Here is an 18068-nt window from a genome sequence, read left to right as displayed (position 1 = left end):
GCTGGGTTTCGAACGATCGTTCATCCATTGAAGACACCGATATTCATTCATATGTTTCTCTTTTTTTCGACTTTAATAGATTATACTTAGTGCATATACATACAAGGAGGAAATAATAGATGAGAGGAAAGCCGGGAAAGTGGCCGTTAATCATCATTCTCGCGTTATTCATTCAAACAAGCCTTGGAAACGGGGTCTCGTCCCCGATCTTTGCGGCATCATCGAATCAACCGCCCGTACTAAAAACAAGCGGCGGATCGGCTTTCTTCATCGCCGGCGATAATACGACCTCCATGCCCGTCATCATCGATAACGGCCTGACGTTATCCGACCCGGACAATACTACGTTAAGCAGCGCCACGGTGGCCATTACGGGCAATATTCACCCCGGAGAAGACACCCTGGCCTTTACAGGCAACAACGCGGCTCTTTACGGTAACATTAAAGCCAGTTATGACAGTAGCTCCGCCGTTCTAACGCTAACGTCATCCGGAGCGACGGCTACGGTGGCTCAGTGGCAGAGCGCCTTGCGCTCGGTAACCTACACCAATACGGCAATAACCCCTAATACTGAGACGCGCACGATCAGCTTTTCCGTAAATGACGGAACGTCCGTCAGCAACTCTGCAACGAAGACCGTCACCGTAACGGCGGTGGACCAAACGCCGGTCTTGACGACAAGCGACGGGCCTACCGTCTTCAAGGTCGAAGCCGGCGGGACTCGGACGCCCGTGATCGTCGATTCGGGCCTGACTGTATCCGACCGGGACAACAGTACATTATCCAGCGCGTTCGTAGCGGTCACGGCCCATTATCAGCCCGGATATGATGTGCTGACATTCATCGACACAAACACATCCCAATACGGCAACATCACAGCCAGCTATAATCTTTCCACCGGCGTTCTGACATTGACATCGGCGGGAGCGACGGCTACGGTGGCCCAATGGCAGAACGCCTTGCGTTCCGTTACGTACAGCAATTCGAAAAATGCTCCGAATACATCGGTACGCACAATCAGTTTTTCCATCAATGACGGAATAAAAACAAGCGACGCCACAACAAAAACCATCATTGTAACGCCAGCCAATCAGGCTCCGGTTTTTGTGTCGACAAGCAGCGGGGAGGCCAACTTTACGACCGGCGATAACGGGCACGGGAAATCGGTCGTCATCGATCCGGATATGAAAATAACGGCATCGGGCGGCACGGCGTTGGCCAGCGGCACCGTTGCCATTACGGACCATTTTCAATCCGGAGAAGACGTACTGGCTTTCTCCAACGTTAGCGAGGCTGTCCATGGCAACATCACATCCAATTATAATGCCGGTACCGGCGTACTGGCGCTGACGTCTGCGGGGGCGACGGCGACCGTGGAGCAGTGGCAAAATGCCCTGCGTTCGGTTACGTACGCCAATACAAACTCAACTCCCAATACGGCGGAACGCGTCATCAGCTTCACCGTCAACGACGGAAAAGCAAACAGCAATACCGCAACGAAAAGCGTTGCCCTTGAAGCATTACAGTTAACTAGCCTAAGCGCCAATCCCGCAACCGTAACCGTTCAAGCGGGTCAAAGCACCAGCACGGTCATCACCGCTACGTATTCGGATCAGTCCCAACTCGACGTAACCCCCTATGTGTCCTGGACGGTCCAAAAGCCTGAAGTCGCCAGCGTATCCGGAGGAACGATCACGGGGCTGAGTCCGGGCAGCACGGTCCTGACAGCCGTCTACGGAACCCGATCCGTGGACATTAGCCTGACGGTAACTTCGATCCCCGGGCATGGCGGAGACTCCGGCGGTAACAACGGCGGTAACAACGGCGGAAATGACCGCGGAAATGACGTAAGCGGCGGCGGGGGCGGAGGAGGCGGAAACAGCAATCCGAGTCCGGCCGTTCCAAGTCCCGTAACGCCACCGGTTCAGAAGGCTTCGGCCTTTTATCCCTTCGTGGATCTCGACCGGCTTGCCGCCTTCATAAAAGCAGCTTTGGCTTCCGGGAACGCTCCGGATTTCAAAGACGCGGCGTCCCATTGGGCTGCGGGCGATATTAGGCTTGCCGCCAAGCTGGGCATCACGAAAGGTTATCAAGACGGCACCTTCAGACCGAATGCCGCAATCACGCGGGCCGAGTTCAGCACGCTTCTCGTCAAAGCGTTCGCCTTACGCCAAGGCGGCGAAACAAAGACATTCGATGATGTTCAGTCCTCCTGGGCGCGGGAGTCTGTTGAAATTAGCGCTTCCTTGGGCGTCATTGGCGGCTACCCTGACGGAACCTTCCGCCCGGACCGCCCAATGACACGCGCCGAGATGGTTGCGATGGTCTCCAAATTGATCGTCCTTCAAAAAAATGTTTCCGGCAAAAGAGGTCCATTCATCGACGTTGCGCCACAGCATTGGGCCGGCAAGCTGATCGAAGAAGCTGCAGCCGCCGGAATCATTCAAGGCAAAACCCGGGATACTTTTGCTCCGAACGATAACATTACGCGGGCGGAAGCCGTAACGGTGATCCTGCGCATGCTGAGAACCGAACCAACGCTCAAAGACTTGCTGAAGTAAGAAAACGGATGGGACATAAAAAGGGAAAAAGCAACCTCGATACGGCAATTCAACCGATCGAGGTTGCTTTTTTATCTATCCATCGCCTTATACCCGATCCCATACACCGTCTGCAGCAGATAATGGGCATCCCCGAGCTTTTTGCGCAGCCGCTGGATATGGATATCCACGGTGCGCGTGCCTCCGAAATATTCCATTCCCCATACGAGATCCAGCAAATCCTCGCGGGTGTACACGCGCCCGGCATGGGAAACCAGAAGCGCAAGCAAGTCGAATTCTTTCGGCGTCAACTCCATCGGGTTCCCGCCGATTTCCGCCGTTCGCCGCACCGTATCGACCTTCAGGCCTTCCAGGCGGTAAACTTCCCCGTCGGAAGGGGATGCCCCGTCGCTTCCTTTGTCCAACCGGCGCACGATCGATTTGACGCGGGCCACCAGCTCGCGGACGTCAAACGGTTTGCTCATGAAGTCGTCGGCCCCGAGCTCGAGCCCAAGCACCTTATCCACGATATCGTTTTTGACGGTCAGCAGAAGAATGCCCAGCCCCTTCTCGTGGGCAAGCCGCCGGCAAACGTCATAACCGCTAAGTTTGGGCATCATGACGTCCAGCACGAGCAAGTCGGGGCGGAACGAAGCCGCCTTCTGCAGCGCCTCCTCCCCGTCGGCCGCGGTTGCGACCTCAAAGCCTTCCCGCTTTAATGCATATGTAATCGCGCTGCGGATGCTTTCCTCGTCGTCCGCAACCAGCACTCTTTTTTGATCCATGAAGTTTGTCCCTCCGCTTAAAACAGCAGCGTATTCGTTCGTTTCCCTTATTATATTAAATTACGCTGCCGGATGAAAACGCGCCCAAAAAAAGGCATGCTTAACCCAGCATGCCCTTTTTATCCTTCATGTGATCACTTTGGCGATCCCCGTCGATTCGCGGATGACCAGGCTCGACGGCTCCGTCACGACCGGCGGCGGATATTTGGGATCTTTGATCATGGCAATCAGCTCTTCGATCGATTTGACGCCGATGGCATGGATGTTCTGGTTAATGGTGGTCAACCCCGGCTTGAACAACTCCGTTTCAAAAATGTTATCGAAGCCTACGACGGAAATGTCGCCGGGAACGGTGAAGCCCCGCGCTTCGATGGCGCGGATCGCGCCGAAGGCCGCCATATCGGAGGTGCAGATGACCGCCGTCGGAGGCACATCCAGCTCCATCAGCCTATTCATCCCCTGAAAGCCGCTGTCATAGGAATAATCGCCGTCCACGACATAATCTTCCCGATAGGCAAGCGAAAAGGCCCCAAGCCCTTCCCGATACCCGGCCAAACGCAATTCGTTGACGTCCTGGCCGGGCACGCCCGCCAAATAGGCGATCCGGCGATGTCCCAGCTCAAACAAATGCTGCACCGCCATCCGGATGCCGTTCCGGTTGTCCGTCGTAATGTTGCCGGCCCGCAGTCCGGTAGCATCGGTATCCACGAACATCGTCGGAATGCCCGCTTGGATCAGCTCTTGAATGCTGCGATGGTCTTTTTCCACGCCGAACACAACAATCCCGTCCAAATTGCGGCTGTGGCAATGATCGATAAAGGAATAGTCCGGATCGTTGAGCCGTGCGGACAAACGCATCAGGTCATACCCGCTATGCTCCAGCGCCGTTTTCATCCCTTCAAGCAGCATGGATACGTAAGGATTCGTAAACGGCACATGCAGGAGCACCCCGACCGTCCAGGATCTCCCGGTTACGAGTCCCCTTGCGATGACGTTGGGCCGGTAACGCAGCCGCGCGATCGCAAGTTTGACTTTTTTTCTCGTTTTTTCGCTGACATCGGGGTAATGGTTGATCACCTTGGATACGGTTGCTACCGATACCCCTGCCTCCTTCGCCACATCATGAATCGAAGCCAATTCAATCACCCCAAACGACGGATTGCCGAAACACGTTTTAAACCATGTCTTCTTCCCTCATTCTCATGATGCCGTACTCTATTATACTAGAAGGTTTGTGCGTATATACGATCTATTTTGCATGAAATTGGAAGAATAAGCAATCCCTTCATAAAAAACGCGTCTATCGGCGCACTTGTACGGAAGATAGACCGCATTTGGCGTTCAGGGGAGACAGGTTAGCTTCGCTTCTGGATTTCCGCCAAATCCTGCGTCAGCTTCTCGATCATACTCACAAAAGAAGCCAATTCCTGCGAGCTGCTTGCCTGCTCCCTGGCATGAACCGTAGTTTTCTCCGTTTCCTCCCGAACGCTGCTCAGCCGCTTCATAATGCCTGCCACCTTATCCTGAATCTGTTCAAGCGCTTCCCTGGAATGGGCGGCCAGCTTCCGAACCTCGCCCGCAACGACCGCGAAACCTCTGCCCATATCCCCGGCATGCGCCGCTTCGATCGCGGCATTCAGGCCCAGCAGATGGGTCTGATCGGAGATCGCTTTGATCAAGGCGCCCATGCTTTCGATTTGCTTCACGTCCTCATGCAGCTCGTCCATCAGCGCATGGGCCGTCTCCTGGGAATCGGCGGTCACCTGCGCGGTTGTGGCGATTTGCCCGGCGCTTTCGTTAAGCTCCGCAATCATCCCGGTAAGCTGCTGCACGACTTCGGTAACCGCTTGCAGCACATGGTCTTTTTCGTCCGCCAAATCTTTCAGCTTCTCTTTTTCCTTCATCTCGTAAGCTTCCAGCACCAGCTGGGAGTCGAGGTTGAACATTTTGCTTAGCGAAAAGATAACTTTCGTCCATTGATCCGGCACAGCTTGACGCAGCAGATCCGTGGCGATGTCCAGATAGGTCATGTAGCTTCCGAGGTAATATTCGACAGGGAGACCGACGCGGGAATGCACGAGCCCGATGGCGACCCTTCTCTCCAAATATTCGTCGTCGATTTTGCCGTCAGCCAGCGACAACCAATATTCCCTCTGCGTTTCCTTCAATCTTTCAATCGTGGTGAATTTGCCGATGATCTCCATCAGTTTCGGTTCTGTGGCTATATTCGCGTAAAAGCGGGTAACCACCTCTTCAACCACTTTCTCGAAAACGGGGCGGTGCTGCGCCAGAATCTCTACGTCTTGTTCGGTTAGTTTAATATAATTCAGCTGTGCTTGCCGTTTGGGGGATATCTTAATCATGGATCAGGCATCTCCTTCTTTAGTCCTAAAATTTTCCGCTAAATATGTTAACTTTGTATATTATAGACTATATCAACGCGTATTCCACTAGATTTGAAATAAATTTTTTCTTGTTTTTTCCTGTTCCCGTAAAAAATCCCGAAATATGCCGTACACATGAAAAAAACCGCCCTCTTTCGAGGACGGTTTGCGGATTTTTTACCGGTTCAGCAGGCTTCCCACATATCGAAGCAACTCGTTTGCGCATACCGGGCAGTACCCGTGATCATCCATCAAACGTTTGCTGACTTCGTTGATCCGCTTCAGTTGGGTTGCATCCGGCGTTTTGGTGGAAGTCGTAATTTTGACGATGTCTTTCAGGTCCGCAAACAGCTTCTTCTCGATGGCTTCGCGCAGCCGGTCATGGTTGTGGTATTCGAACTTTTTCCCTTTGCGCGAGTAAGTCGAAATGCGGATCATGATTTCTTCCCTGAACGCCTTTTTGGCGTTTTCCGAAATGCCGATCTGCTCCTCGATCGAGCGCATCAGCCGTTCATCCGGGTTCATCTCCTCATCGGTCAGCGGATCGCGGATTTTGGACATGTTGCAAAAGGCTTCGATATTGTCCAGATAATTTTCAAAAAGCGTTTTTGCCGACTCGTCAAAGGAGTACACAAACGCTTTTTGCACTTCTTTTTTCGCCAGCTCGTCGTATTCCTTGCGCGCCACGGAAATGAAATTCAAGTAACGCTCCCGCTCCTCCTTCGTGATGGAAGCATGCTGGTCCAGGCCGTCTTTGATCGCCCGCAAAATATCCAATGCGTTAATGCACTGAAGATCCTGCTTGATCAAAGCGCTGGAAATGCGGTTGATGACGTACCGCGGATCCACGCCGGACATGCCCTCTTCCAAATATTCGGACTGCATTTCCTTCAGGTCGGCTTCCTTGAAGCCTTCGACCTCTTCGCCGTCGTACATCCGCATTTTTTTGACGAGATCCATGCCGTGTTTTTTGGTTTCCTTCAGGCGGGTGAGGATCGAGAAAATCGCGGCGGCCCGCAGCGCATGCGGCGCAATGTGCACATGCTTCATATCGCTTTGCTTGATCAGCTTGTTGTAGATTTTCTCCTCTTCGGATACCTTCAGGTTGTATGGAATCGGCATGACGATCATCCGCGATTGCAGCGCTTCGTTTTTCTTGTTGGAAATAAACGCCCTGTATTCGGCTTCGTTCGTGTGCGCCACAATCAGCTCATCCGCCGAAATGAGCGCGAAACGTCCCGCCTTGAAGTTGCCCTCCTGGGTCAAGGAAAGCAAATTCCACAGAAACTTTTCGTCGCACTTCAGCATCTCCTGGAACTCCATCAGCCCCCGGTTCGCCTTGTTCAATTCTCCGTCAAAGCGGTATGCCCGAGGGTCCGATTCCGAGCCGAATTCGGTGATCGTCGAAAAATCGATGCTGCCGGTCAGGTCGGCGATATCCTGCGATTTGGGATCCGAAGGGCTGAACGTCCCGATACCCACCCGGGAATCCTCGGAGATGATCACGCGGGTGACGGGCACTTTTTCGATATCGCCTCCGTACTCCAGCTTCAGCCGCATTTGGCAGGAAGGGCACAGGTTTCCCTCGATGCGCACGCCAAGCTCCTCCTCCACCTCAGCCCTCAGCTCAAGCGGAATCAAATGCAGCGGCTCCTCGTGCATCGGGCAGCCGTCGATCGCGTAAAGCGCTCCCTGGTCCGTTCGCGAATATTTTTCCAGGCCCCGTTTCAGGAGAGTTACCAGCGTAGATTTGCCGCCGCTCACCGGACCCATCAGCAGCAAAATACGTTTGCGGACATCAAGCCGGCGGGCCGCGGAGTGAAAATATTCCTCCACCAGCTTTTCAATGGACCGGTCCAGTCCGAAAATCTCCTGCTCGAAAAATTTATAACGCTTATAGCCGCCCACCTCCTCCACGCCGTACGACTTGATCATGTCATATACGCGTGCATGAGCCGTGACCGCAGCCGAAGGATTTTTACGGAGCAGCTCGATGTAATCTTTAAAGGTGCCGTTCCACGCAAGTTGATCACTTTCTGCCCGATAGGCCGCAACGCGTTCGAAAATATCCATGCTAGTACCTCCTATGACTACGTTATGGGTGGTCAAAATTTCATCAAAGCGTCAAGGGTCAACTTCCATCCCATTCATCGCATATTCAAACATCCATTGATCGAAAAGTGTAATACATACCTATGCGGAACGATGGGATTAGTTGACCTATTTTTTCGCGAAAGGAGGTTTGTCTTTTATCGGATGTTATAATATAGGAAATCAAAAAATCCGATCGAATTCGCCTGATGAAAGCATGTATGTGTCGGAGCGGAATGGTTAAAGGAAATCGGAAAGCATTGCAAAGGGGAATGATCATGACCGTGCAGCATGAAACCGAGCTGTATGAGCCGCTGAAGGCTTTTTTCGAACAGCGGGGCTATGAAATCAAGGGAGAGGTGCGGCACTGCGATCTGGTCGGGGTACGACCGGAGGATACCGAGCCTTTAATCGTGGAAATGAAAAAAACGTTTAATCTGGCCTTGCTGCTGCAAGGCATGGAACGTCTGCAGCTGAGCTCCCGGGTTTATTTGGCGGTCGAACGCAGCCGAACCAAGCGCGGCGCCGTCAACCAGCGTTGGGGCGACATTACGAAGCTGTGCCGCAAATTGGGCTTCGGGCTTATTACGATTACGTTTTACAAAACGAAAAAGCCGGTTGTCGAGGTGCTGTGCGAGCCTGGCGTTCAGGAGCCTGCCAAACCCGTCAGGCAAAAACGGAAGGAGCGACTGCTCTACGAATTTCACGAGCGCAGCGGGGATTACAACGTCGGCGGCAGCAGCCGCGCGAAGCTCGTTACCGCCTACCGCGAAAAGGCGCTGCGCGTGGCCCAGGCTCTTGCGGCAGCCCCGCCGGAAGGCGCTTCTCCGGCGCAGCTGCGCAGCCTTACCGGCCTCGCCAATACGGCGGCCATCCTGCAGCACAATTATTACGGATGGTTCGACCGGATCAAGCGCGGCCGGTACGTGCTCACCGCCGCCGGAGCCGCAAGCCTCAAAGAATACGCCGGCGTGCTTGAAGCCGCTTCTTCGTCCGCGGCAAACCTCCCGGGAAGCGCTAGCTCCGGGCCGTAAATTCCGAGATCGCTTCGCCGATCAAATTCATGCCGAGCAGCAGCTCATCCCGCCCGGGATGCGTGAAATTAAGGCGGATGTATTCGCTGCCCCCACCGTTCGGGTAACATAACGTCCCGGGGAGAAACGCGGCTCCTTTATCCAGCGAACATTTCAGGAGGGCGACGCAGTCCAACGCCTCCGGAAGCTTCACCCAAATGAACATGCCGCCTCCGGGAACGTCGTAGCGGACGTTTTTCCAGGCCGGCCGTTTGAGCAGCTCCGTCATCAGTTTGAGCCTTGTTTCGTATTCGCGGTTCAGCATCTGGATATGCTCGTGAATATTAAAGGTGGAAGACTCCAGCAAGTAATGCAGAAGGCATTGGTTGAAGTGGCTGGATTGCCAATCCGCCAGCTGCTTGGCCATGATCATCGTCTCGATCAATTTTTTGTTTCCTGCCGCCCAGCCGGTACGAAGCGCCGGGACGACCGTTTTGCTGAAGGAGCCGATATGCAGCACCTGCCCTCCTTTCCCCGCATCATCCAGCGAAAACAGGGAAGGGTGCCCGCCGTAAAAAGCTTTTGCGCCGATGCCCCCAAAATGAAGATCGCCGTACGAATTGTCTTCGACGATGAGCACGTTCCGCGTTTTGCAAATGTCCAGAACCTCCCGGCGGCGCGCCAGGCTCCATAAAACCCCGGTCGGATTGGTGAAGTTCGGCGACACGAGCAGAAGCTTCGGCTTCAGCCGATCCACCTCTTCCTGCAAACGCTCCGGGCTAATCCCTTCCGCATCCCCCTCGACCGGCACGATGGAGGCCCCCTGCATCTTCAGGATTTGCATAAACCCCGGTGCCGTCGGCTGCTCGACCAGCACCGGGTCGCCGGGCTCCACGTATACGCGGGCAAGAAGATCCATCGCCTGCTGGCTGCCTGTCGTCAAGAGAATCTGCCCCGCATCCACGTCCGTCCCCTTGCGCTCCTTAAAATCCTTGCACAGCCATTCCCGAAGCGGCAAATAGCCCTGCGGCTCGCCGTATTGAAGCGCTGCAGGGCTTTTGGAAATGACGGCTGCCGCGGCAGCCTCCAGTGACGAAATCGGGAACAACTCCTCGGCGGGAAGTTCCTCGGCAAAAGAAATGAACGATTCCCGCGTCGACAGCGATCTCATGAAGTGGATCGGCGACGAAAGCATCGCTTTGGTCCGTTCCGCAAAGGAATACCGCATGATATCTCCTCCTTCTCCCAGTTCCAATCACCGGCGGTCCGGTTGTATCTTCTCTACTCCATGTATATATATCCCGGTCTAGCTGAAAACAGGACTTTTTTGTCGCGTGGTCAGGGCAAATTTTTCGATCGCCTGAGCCCGGGTGGAGACGCCGAGCTTCACGTATATTTTGCGCAAGTAATTATCGATCGAACGCCGGCTTACCGATATTTCCATCGCGATTTTGTCATACGTAATCCCTTGCACGATCCGTTCCATGATAAATATTTCCGTTTCCGTCAAATGGTATAGGGCACCGTCGACAACCGCCGGCTGCACCTGCCAGATTCCGTTTTTCAGCCAATCCATCGGGAGCATCGCAAGCCCCTCGCGCAGTCCGTCGATCATCAGCATCAGCTGGGCCGCGGACGCCTGTTTCGACAAAATTCCGCTCCCGCCCAGATTGACGATCGAATGCAGCAGCTTAATCCCGTCGGTATCCGTCAAAATGAGCACATGACTGTCCGGCGAGCCGTGTTTAATTCTCTCCAGCAGCGATTCCGCCGTTCCTTCCGGCATTTGGTAGTCCAAGAGCACCAGTTCCGGCTTTTGCTCGGTCACGAGCATCAGTCCTTCATCCCATGTCGAAGCCATTCCCGTGACCCTAAGTTCTTCCCTTTCTTCCAAAATCAATTTGGTTCCCAGCATACTTGTGGGGTGACTGTCTATAATCACGACCCGCCAAACCTTCGCCATTTCGATTGAAACCCCCTGATCAATAAAGTGGAATGAATGCTTGATCATCTAATTTATGACAATTCTAAGCGCGTTAAATGCTTGTTTTAAGACGTGTTCAAAGTAGAAAATGGTGTCAGAGGTATATTCAGGAAAATAATGTTAAAGTGGCATACGGACTCTCCCTTACTCCAAATAAATCTATCAAGATTGTATCGCAACGCTTCCATTGGGCGCAATCTCTTTTTAGGCTTTTCTGTGACTTTAGATTCATTTTTGCGAAATTGATAGGGTAATGTTAGAATGGGGACTGGCAAAAAAACCAATTGTAACCGGGGTGATGATATGGAAACGAATACCGAACCTTCCTCCGCCTATCAGAACCGGACAAGCCGGGGAAAATCCCCTTCCGTCATGCTCGTTTTGCTCGTCTGGATATTGCTTATAGCCGCAGGCATTACCGGCGCTTATCTATACAGCAATCATGTGAAGCAGGATATGATCCGGCAGCTTCAGGCCGACACCCATAAACAGATGAATGAGCTGAAGCAAAGCTATGAAGCGAAATTTACGGAATTGTCCGGGGAAGTCAAAGAGCTGGAAAGCAAGGTACAGTCGTTTAACGAGCTGTTGACGTTCACGAAAGACAACGCCTCAAACAAAACGGACAACAGCAATAAGCTGTACACACAGCTGAACGAAGTCAAAAAACAGCTGAACGAGCTTCAGCGGAAAATGGATTTGCTGAAATGATTGTCGAAAAAAAGAAAATCAACCGTTTTTTCCTTTTGGCAACCGGACCGTTTTTGGGCATGTTCATCTTTATGATGCTCAGCTTCAAAACGATACATGTAGAGGTTCAGACAGCCTCCTACGTCCCTGCCAAAACGCTGGCTGCCCAATCCGAGCGGCTCAAGCAAAACCTTGATAAGGCGGAACAGACCGTTCAAGCGACCATCTCCTCGATCCGCCGAACTTCGGCTTTATACAAGCAAACGACCGCAGCCATGAATGCCATCGTCAAAACGGCGCAAACCCAGGCGGAGCGGCCTGAAACGATCTATAACCGCCGCATCAGCGCCAAGCTTGGCGTTCCGTTCGAACGGGTGGAAAGCAGCCGCATCCGGATCGAGCTGTACCATGTCAATCCCGGCGTTTACCAAGGCTACGCGATGAAGGTGAAGCTGAAGGACCAAAACGCCATGCAAATGACTTTGGGCCGCGACAAGGTCGGCGGAGCCGAAACGACGCTGCAGGCCGTTAACCGGTACGGTGCGGTAGCCGGCATCAACGCCGGCGGTTTCGCGGATTCCGGCGGCAAACGCTACCCGCTGAGCACAACGGTGCTGAACGGTAAATATGTCAACGGGTTCGAGCCAAGCTTCAAGGATTTGTTTTTTGTCGGGCTGAATGATGCAGGCAAACTGATCGGCGGCAAGTTTTCGAACCAGGCGGAGTTGGATCGGCTGAAGCCAAGATTCGGGGCTACTTTTGTGCCGGTCCTGCTGAAAAACGGGCAGCCGATGCCGATTCCGGATAAGTGGAAAACATCCCCGAATCGCGCGCCCCGCACCGTCATCGGAAATTACAAGGACGATCAGCTGCTGATCATCGTCGTGGACGGCTACAACGAAAGCGGCGGCTCCGGCGCGACGCTTCAAGAGCTCCAAAGCAAAATGTACGGTCTCGGCATCGTCGATGCCTACAATCTGGATGGCGGCGGATCTTCTTCCCTTATTGTGAGCGGAAGGGTCGTAAACCATCCGTCGGACGGGAATCTGCGGCCGGTTCCGACCCACTTTTTATTTTTTAAATAAAACGAATTCATTTATTTTTTTCCGAAGTGTGGGTATAATATGGTTTAAGAGCATGGTAGATTAGCGGGAGGTGGCCTTCATGTCGTTCTCATTAACATTTTGGATTGTTACACTGGTGCTTGTTATGTTCCTGACTGGCATCTTAACCGCGGCTTATAACGATGATAAGACCAAAGGCCTTTAATCCATGGCCCAAAAAGGCTTCCTGAATCAGGAGGCCTTTTTCTCGTTTTCGGGCGATTTTTCGCAAAAAAAAGAAACATCACGAATGATTCGTGATGTCTGTCATGCCATTATGCATGTCTTTGCAGCTGCGCCATGTCGGATTGGCACTGTCCGCAAATATAACGTTCCTTGAACTCGCTTACTTCGTCCATGGATCCGCAGAATACGCATTTGGGACGATAACGCTCCAAAATAATATGATCTCCCTGTACCAAAATTTCGACAGGGTCGCCTTCATTCATCTGATACCGTTTTCGAAGCGACTTGGGCAGGACGATTCTTCCCAGCTGATCAACTTTGCGAACTACACCAGCAGGTTTCATAGACAAACTACACCTCTCCTATTAACTATTCAACTTGTTGTAAGATTATGGACATCGGTTCCGGGCCGGGGTCGAACCATATTCCGATAACCAGGAAGAAAAACGTCGATTTACGCGGTTTAGAATGACAAAATCCGTCAATGGACGTTCTTCAATGATTAGAAAGTACTCCTCGCGGTCAGTATGCCTTTTCCAATCACAAAAAATGGGTCTTTCTTAATAGTTCGATGTGCGGATGTCGAATCCTGCTAACCCTTATAATTTTTATTTCTTTCTTTAAAAAGTTACTTCATGCCGGGGAAATCCAGCTGGCGCAGCGCTTCGTACACAATGATCGCCGCCGAATTCGACAAATTCAGGGAACGGACCTTATCGGTCATCGGCATGCGGATGCAGCTGTCCGGATTTGCGGCCAGCAGCTCCGGCGGCAGTCCCTTGGTTTCTTTGCCGAACACCAGGAAATCTCCGTCCCGGAACGGGACGTCGGTATATCTTTTGTCCGCTTTCGTCGACGTGTAGAAAAAACGGCCTTCCGGATATTTTTCCTGCAGCTCTGCAAAAGAGTCATGGTATTCGATCTGAACGGCATACCAATAATCCAGCCCCGCCCTTTTCAGCTTCGAATCATCCGTGCTGAAGCCGAGCGGGCGCACCAGATGCAAATGGGTTCCCGTCGCTGCGCAGGTTCTTGCAATGTTACCGGTGTTGGCCGGTATTTCGGGTTCTACTAGCACGATATGCAGTGCCATGGGTCAGTCACTCCATCCTTCGGGTATTGTTCCGATCTGTTTTCATTCGCCGCCATAAGCAACGAAAAAGCCCTTCGCTGTAAGGCGAAAGGCTGGCTTTTCACTGGCTAAAGTCCGAATCGGGCTGCCTTATCCGTGACGCTTTTGGAAATCGGCCATAAAATCAACCAGAGCTTTGCAGCTGTCATACGGCACCGCGTTGTAAATCGAAGCGCGCAAACCGCCCACGCTGCGGTGACCTTTCAGGCCCACGAATCCCGCTTGCTCCGATTCCTTGATGAACTGCTTTTCGAGCTCTTCCGATACCAGGCGGAACGTGACGTTCATGATCGAACGGCTGCCTGCATCGACGGGACCGCGATAGAAGCCTTCGCTGCTATCGATTATATCATAAATAAGTCCGGCTTTCTTGCGGTTGGCCTGCTCAACGCCGGCAAGACCGCCCTGTTCTTCGATCCATTTCAAAACCTCGTTCACCATATATACGGAGAAAGATGGAGGCGTGTTATAGAGAGAGTCGTTCTTCGCGTGCGTACTGTAACGCAGCATCGTCGGAATATGGCTTGGAGAATCGGCCAGCATGGCTTCCCGGGCAATCACGACCGTTACCCCTGAAGGTCCCAAGTTTTTCTGGGCGCCCGCATAGATAAAATCGAACTGGTTCGCGTCGAATTCGCGGCACAAAATGTCGCTCGACATATCCGCGATCAGGGGCACGTTCCCCGAATCCGGATACTGCTGGTACTGCGTCCCTTCAATCGTTTCGTTGGAGGTTACATGCAGGTACGCGGCGTTTTCCGGAATTTCGATGCTTGCAAGATCGGGAATTTTCATATACTTGTCTGCTTCCGAAGAGGCGGCGATATGCGTTTCGCCGATCAGCTTCGCTTCTTTGATCGCCTTGTCCGCCCAGCTGCCGCTTTTGACGTAGCTCGCCGTTTTGCCTTCGGTCAGAAAGTTCATCGGAATCATCGCGAACTGCGTGCTGGCTCCCCCTTGCAAAAACAGCACTTTATAGCCTTCAGGATTGCCGAGAAGCGACAAAAGGCGGTTTTCCGCTTCATGATGGACTTCTTCGTATACTTTGCCCCGGTGCGACATTTCCATAATGGACATGCCCGTTCCCCGAAAATCAACAAACTCCGCTTGCGCGCGCGTCAAAACTTCAAGCGGCAGCGCTGCCGGCCCCGCGTTGAAATTGTATGCTCTCTTGCTCACGATAACTCTCCCTCTCTCTGTACTCGAATTTTTTTGAAATCAATGATAGCAGGTATCCGGGGACGCATCAAGTACCAAAATGCACAAGCGCATGTCCCGGCGCCATCGTTTTCTTCTACCACTTTAGCATATTTCCCGAAGTAAAGCTTTAAAGAATTGAAAAGCGAAAGAGACTGCCCCGTCGCGGGACAGCCTTTCGTCTGCGTTTCGATTAGCAGTCAAAGTAGAGGCTGTATTCATGCGGATGAATACGGATCGATACGGCTTTTGCTTCGCTGCGTTTCAGTTCAATGTAGTTATCGATGAAATCTTTCGTAAATACATCGCCTGCGAGCAGGAATTCATGGTCGGCTTTCAGCGCGTCGAGCGCTTCGTCCAGCGTGCCGGGCACGCTGCGGATTTCGGCTTTTTGCTCGTCGGTAAGCTCGTAGATGTTTTTGTCCATCGGGCCGTATCCAAGCTCGACCGGATTGATTTTGCGCTTGATGCCGTCCAGGCCGGCCAACAGCATCGCGGAGAACGCGAGGTACGGGTTGGCCGTGGAGTCCGGCGTACGGAACTCGATGCGGCACCCTTTTGGCGTCACGGCAGCAACCGGAATGCGGATGGCCGCGGAACGGTTTCCTTTGGAGAACACAAGGTTCACAGGAGCTTCGTAGCCGGGAACCAGGCGTTTGAACGAGTTGGTCGACGGGTTCGTCAAAGCAAGCAGCGCAGGCGCATGGTAGAGGATGCCGCCAATGTAATGGAGAGCCATCTCGCTCAGGTTCGCGTACTCGCCTTTTTCATAGAACAGCGGAGTGTCGCCGTCGAAAATCGACTGGTGAACGTGCATGCCGCTGCCGTTGTCGCCAAAGAGGGGTTTCGGCATGAAGGTTGCCACTTTGCCGTATTGGCGGGCCGTGTTGTGTACGATATATTTATAGACCAGCAGGTTATCCGCTGTTTTCTTCAAGGTATCGAAACGGAAGTTGATTTCGGCCTGGCCGGCGGTCGCCACTTCATGGTGATGTCGTTCCACGCGCAGTCCGACTTCTTCAAGCAAACGGCACATTTCGCTGCGGATGTCCTGCTGCGTATCGACGGGAGCTACCGGCACGTATCCGCCTTTTACTTTGATTTTGAAGCCGAGGTTTCCGCCTTCTTCTTTCCGGTTCGTGTTCCATGCGGCTTCTTCGGAATCCACATAGAAGGAAGAGCTGTTCATGCTGCTTTCGTAACGGACGTCGTCGAAAATAAAGAACTCGGACTCCGGCGCGAAAAATGCCGCTGTACCCACGCCGCTGGCTTGCAGATATTCTTCCGCTTTCGCCGCAATGCTGCGCGGATCGCGTTCGTAACGCTCGCCGTCCGGCGTGTAGATGTTGCACATGATGTTTAATGTCGGATGTGCGGTAAACGGATCGATAAACGTCGCATCCGGATCCGGCATCATAACCATGTCGGATTCTTCGATTCCCCGGAACCCGGCGATGGAAGAGCCGTCAAACGCAACCCCGTTTACGAACGTTTCTTCATCCACTTCTCTGGCAGGCAAAGAAATGTGATGCGCACGACCGGACAAATCGACAAAACGAAAATCCACCCACTCAATTGCATTATCTTTGATTGTTTTCAACACGTTTTCAACCGACATCTTCTCTTCCTCCCATTTTCCGAACAATTACCCACATATTCTACGAGAACGTTCAGCATCTTCTATTTATGTCGTCATTATAAAACGCAAAACCTGACATCGTCAATATCCATGTCAGGTATTTTTTTAGCATGTGTTAGGTATCCTTACACCATTTAGGTTTAAGCCCTTGTTAGCTGCACACAAACAGCCTGCCCATCCGGCTTAAAAGCCGGTGAGCAGGCCATGTATAAAGGTTATGAATAAACAGTTATTGCGCAAACGCTTCGGCAGGAGCCTTCTCCGTGTTGAATGTACGGCCGACCAGCGGAGCGAGCTTCTCCAGATCCTTGAGCAGCGCGGCGAATTGGTCCGGGAACAGCGATTGCACGCCGTCGCCCGTCATCGAGTTGTCCGGATCGGTATGCATCTCGATAATGAGTCCGTTCGCCCCGGCGGCTACGGATGCCTTGGACATCGGTTCCACCAGCTCGCGGCGGCCCGTGCCGTGGCTCGGATCGGAAATGACCGGCAGGTGGCTGAGCTGCTGCAGCACGGGGATCGCCGTCAGATCGAGCGTGTTGCGCGTGTAGCTTTCGAACGTCCGGATGCCGCGTTCGCACAGCATAACGTTCGGATTTCCTCCGGCGAGAATGTACTCGGCGGCGTTAAGCAGCTCGTCGTAGGTGGCGCTGAAGCCGCGCTTCAAAAGCACCGGCTTGCCGCAGGTCCCCAGTTTGCGCAGCAGGTCGAAGTTCTGCATGTTGCGGGTGCCGACCTGCAAAATATCGGCGTATTCCGCGCAAATGTCCACGTATTCCGGCGTCATGACCTCGGTAATCGTTAGCAGGCCGTGTTTTTGCCCTGCCTCGGCCATCATGATCAGTCCCTCGACGCCGACGCCTTGGAAGCTGTAAGGGCCTGTACGCGGTTTAAACGCGCCGCCGCGCAGCACCTGGCCCCCGGCCGCCTTGACGAGCGCCGCGATCTCGTCGATCTGCTTCGGGGATTCGACGGCACACGGCCCGCCCATAACGACCAGCTCATCGCCGCCGATTTTCACGCCTTTAATATCGATCACCGTATTTTCCGGATGGAAGTCCCGGCTGGCCAACTTGTAGGATTTCGAAATTTTCACCACGTTTTCGACGCCTTTCATCTGGCGCAAATGCTCTGCGATGGACGGATCGACCTTGCCGACAAGGCCGATCACCGTACGGTCCGAACCTCTGGAAATATGGGCTTGAAGCCCGTTATTTTCAATGACGCGAACGATGTCCTGAATTTGCTCTTCAGGGGTGGTATTGGATGTAATAACGATCATGATTACCATTCCTCTCTATCATCAGTTTCTGTATGCCGAATC

The 18068-nt window shown here is 53.0% G+C and carries 15 protein-coding genes; 4 read left to right on the top strand and 11 right to left on the bottom strand.

Features of this window, described 5'->3' with window-relative positions:
• Window positions 1-119 precede the first annotated feature (119 nt).
• Window positions 120-2561, top strand: coding sequence for an S-layer homology domain-containing protein (locus tag GQY55_RS17590; RefSeq protein ID WP_160043178.1), 2442 nt, complete (start codon window positions 120-122; stop codon window positions 2559-2561).
• 71 nt (window positions 2562-2632) lie between these two features.
• Here the strand turns inward: GQY55_RS17590 and GQY55_RS17585 are convergent, their stop codons facing one another.
• From GQY55_RS17585 to GQY55_RS17570, 4 genes are all read right to left on the bottom strand, one after another.
• Window positions 2633-3325, bottom strand: a complete 693-nt coding sequence (locus GQY55_RS17585) for a response regulator transcription factor (protein WP_160043177.1) — start codon at window positions 3323-3325, stop codon at window positions 2633-2635.
• A gap of 126 nt (window positions 3326-3451) precedes the next feature.
• Window positions 3452-4471, bottom strand: a complete 1020-nt coding sequence (locus GQY55_RS17580) for a LacI family DNA-binding transcriptional regulator (protein ID WP_328803746.1) — start codon at window positions 4469-4471, stop codon at window positions 3452-3454.
• Window positions 4472-4680: 209 nt separating this feature from the next.
• Window positions 4681-5688 carry a globin-coupled sensor protein gene (locus GQY55_RS17575; RefSeq protein WP_160043175.1) on the bottom strand — a complete coding sequence of 336 codons (1008 nt, stop codon included), beginning with the start codon at window positions 5686-5688 and terminating at the stop codon, window positions 4681-4683.
• Window positions 5689-5886: 198 nt separating this feature from the next.
• The gene (locus GQY55_RS17570; protein WP_160043174.1) at window positions 5887-7782 is read right to left on the bottom strand and encodes a PrkA family serine protein kinase; all 1896 of its coding nucleotides are present in this window, start codon (window positions 7780-7782) and stop codon (window positions 5887-5889) included.
• A 296-nt stretch (window positions 7783-8078) separates the two neighbouring features.
• On the opposite strand from GQY55_RS17570, the gene GQY55_RS17565 reads away from it, so the two are divergent.
• Window positions 8079-8834: a DUF2161 domain-containing phosphodiesterase gene (locus GQY55_RS17565; protein ID WP_160043173.1), complete on the top strand. Its 756-nt coding sequence runs from the start codon at window positions 8079-8081 to the stop codon at window positions 8832-8834.
• On the opposite strand, the gene GQY55_RS17560 is transcribed toward GQY55_RS17565, so the two are convergent.
• On the bottom strand, window positions 8818-10041 hold the full coding sequence (locus GQY55_RS17560; protein WP_160043172.1) for an aminotransferase-like domain-containing protein: 1224 nt from the start codon (window positions 10039-10041) through the stop codon (window positions 8818-8820). The genes GQY55_RS17565 and GQY55_RS17560 overlap by 17 nt on opposite strands.
• A gap of 78 nt (window positions 10042-10119) precedes the next feature.
• Window positions 10120-10776, bottom strand: coding sequence for a response regulator transcription factor (locus GQY55_RS17555; RefSeq protein WP_160043171.1), 657 nt, complete (start codon window positions 10774-10776; stop codon window positions 10120-10122).
• Window positions 10777-11100: 324 nt separating this feature from the next.
• On the opposite strand from GQY55_RS17555, the gene GQY55_RS17550 reads away from it, so the two are divergent.
• Both GQY55_RS17550 and GQY55_RS17545 read left to right on the top strand, forming a co-directional pair.
• The gene (locus GQY55_RS17550; RefSeq protein ID WP_160043170.1) at window positions 11101-11508 is read left to right on the top strand and encodes a hypothetical protein; all 408 of its coding nucleotides are present in this window, start codon (window positions 11101-11103) and stop codon (window positions 11506-11508) included.
• Entirely contained in the window at window positions 11505-12572 is a 1068-nt protein-coding gene (locus tag GQY55_RS17545) for a phosphodiester glycosidase family protein (protein ID WP_160043169.1), read from the top strand. The genes GQY55_RS17550 and GQY55_RS17545 overlap by 4 nt, the downstream gene beginning before the upstream one ends.
• 293 nt (window positions 12573-12865) lie before the next feature.
• Here GQY55_RS17545 and GQY55_RS17540 read toward each other — a convergent pair whose 3' ends face one another.
• The 5 genes from GQY55_RS17540 to aroF form a co-directional block, all read right to left on the bottom strand.
• The gene (locus GQY55_RS17540) at window positions 12866-13120 is read right to left on the bottom strand and encodes an AbrB/MazE/SpoVT family DNA-binding domain-containing protein (RefSeq protein WP_160043317.1); all 255 of its coding nucleotides are present in this window, start codon (window positions 13118-13120) and stop codon (window positions 12866-12868) included.
• 284 nt (window positions 13121-13404) lie between these two features.
• Complete coding sequence (trmL, locus tag GQY55_RS17535; RefSeq protein WP_160043168.1) at window positions 13405-13869, bottom strand: tRNA (uridine(34)/cytosine(34)/5-carboxymethylaminomethyluridine(34)-2'-O)-methyltransferase TrmL; 465 nt, start codon at window positions 13867-13869, stop codon at window positions 13405-13407.
• Between the two features lie 129 nt (window positions 13870-13998).
• Window positions 13999-15090, bottom strand: coding sequence for a 3-phosphoserine/phosphohydroxythreonine transaminase (gene serC, locus GQY55_RS17530; protein ID WP_201452183.1), 1092 nt, complete (start codon window positions 15088-15090; stop codon window positions 13999-14001).
• Between the two features lie 208 nt (window positions 15091-15298).
• Window positions 15299-16723, bottom strand: a complete 1425-nt coding sequence (glnA, locus tag GQY55_RS17525) for a type I glutamate--ammonia ligase (protein WP_160043166.1) — start codon at window positions 16721-16723, stop codon at window positions 15299-15301.
• 250 nt (window positions 16724-16973) lie between these two features.
• Window positions 16974-18026, bottom strand: coding sequence for a 3-deoxy-7-phosphoheptulonate synthase (gene aroF, locus GQY55_RS17520; RefSeq protein WP_160043165.1), 1053 nt, complete (start codon window positions 18024-18026; stop codon window positions 16974-16976).
• Between the last annotated feature and the right edge of the window lie 42 nt (window positions 18027-18068).

Source organism: Paenibacillus sp. USDA918EY (genome assembly GCF_009870825.1).
In the GTDB taxonomy this organism is placed as follows: Bacteria; Bacillota; Bacilli; order Paenibacillales; family Paenibacillaceae; genus Paenibacillus_AQ; species Paenibacillus_AQ albilobatus.
Note: the sequence above shows the minus strand (reverse complement) of the source record. Positions and strands in the feature narration are given on the sequence as shown.

Bases quoted from the DNA above. Each gene is read 5' to 3' on its own strand.
- GQY55_RS17590 (WP_160043178.1), top strand. From the start codon at position 120: ATGAGAGGAAAGCCGGGAAAGTGGCCGTTAATCATCATTCTCGCGTTA.
- GQY55_RS17585 (WP_160043177.1), bottom strand. From the start codon at position 3,325: ATGGATCAAAAAAGAGTGCTGGTTGCGGACGACGAGGAAAGCATCCGC.
- GQY55_RS17575 (WP_160043175.1), bottom strand. From the start codon at position 5,688: ATGATTAAGATATCCCCCAAACGGCAAGCACAGCTGAATTATATTAAA.
- GQY55_RS17570 (WP_160043174.1), bottom strand. From the start codon at position 7,782: ATGGATATTTTCGAACGCGTTGCGGCCTATCGGGCAGAAAGTGATCAA.
- GQY55_RS17565 (WP_160043173.1), top strand. From the start codon at position 8,079: ATGACCGTGCAGCATGAAACCGAGCTGTATGAGCCGCTGAAGGCTTTT.
- GQY55_RS17560 (WP_160043172.1), bottom strand. From the start codon at position 10,041: ATGCGGTATTCCTTTGCGGAACGGACCAAAGCGATGCTTTCGTCGCCG.
- GQY55_RS17555 (WP_160043171.1), bottom strand. From the start codon at position 10,776: ATGGCGAAGGTTTGGCGGGTCGTGATTATAGACAGTCACCCCACAAGT.
- GQY55_RS17550 (WP_160043170.1), top strand. From the start codon at position 11,101: ATGGAAACGAATACCGAACCTTCCTCCGCCTATCAGAACCGGACAAGC.
- GQY55_RS17545 (WP_160043169.1), top strand. From the start codon at position 11,505: ATGATTGTCGAAAAAAAGAAAATCAACCGTTTTTTCCTTTTGGCAACC.
- GQY55_RS17540 (WP_160043317.1), bottom strand. From the start codon at position 13,120: ATGAAACCTGCTGGTGTAGTTCGCAAAGTTGATCAGCTGGGAAGAATC.
- trmL (WP_160043168.1), bottom strand. From the start codon at position 13,869: ATGGCACTGCATATCGTGCTAGTAGAACCCGAAATACCGGCCAACACC.
- glnA (WP_160043166.1), bottom strand. From the start codon at position 16,723: ATGTCGGTTGAAAACGTGTTGAAAACAATCAAAGATAATGCAATTGAG.
- aroF (WP_160043165.1), bottom strand. From the start codon at position 18,026: ATGATCGTTATTACATCCAATACCACCCCTGAAGAGCAAATTCAGGAC.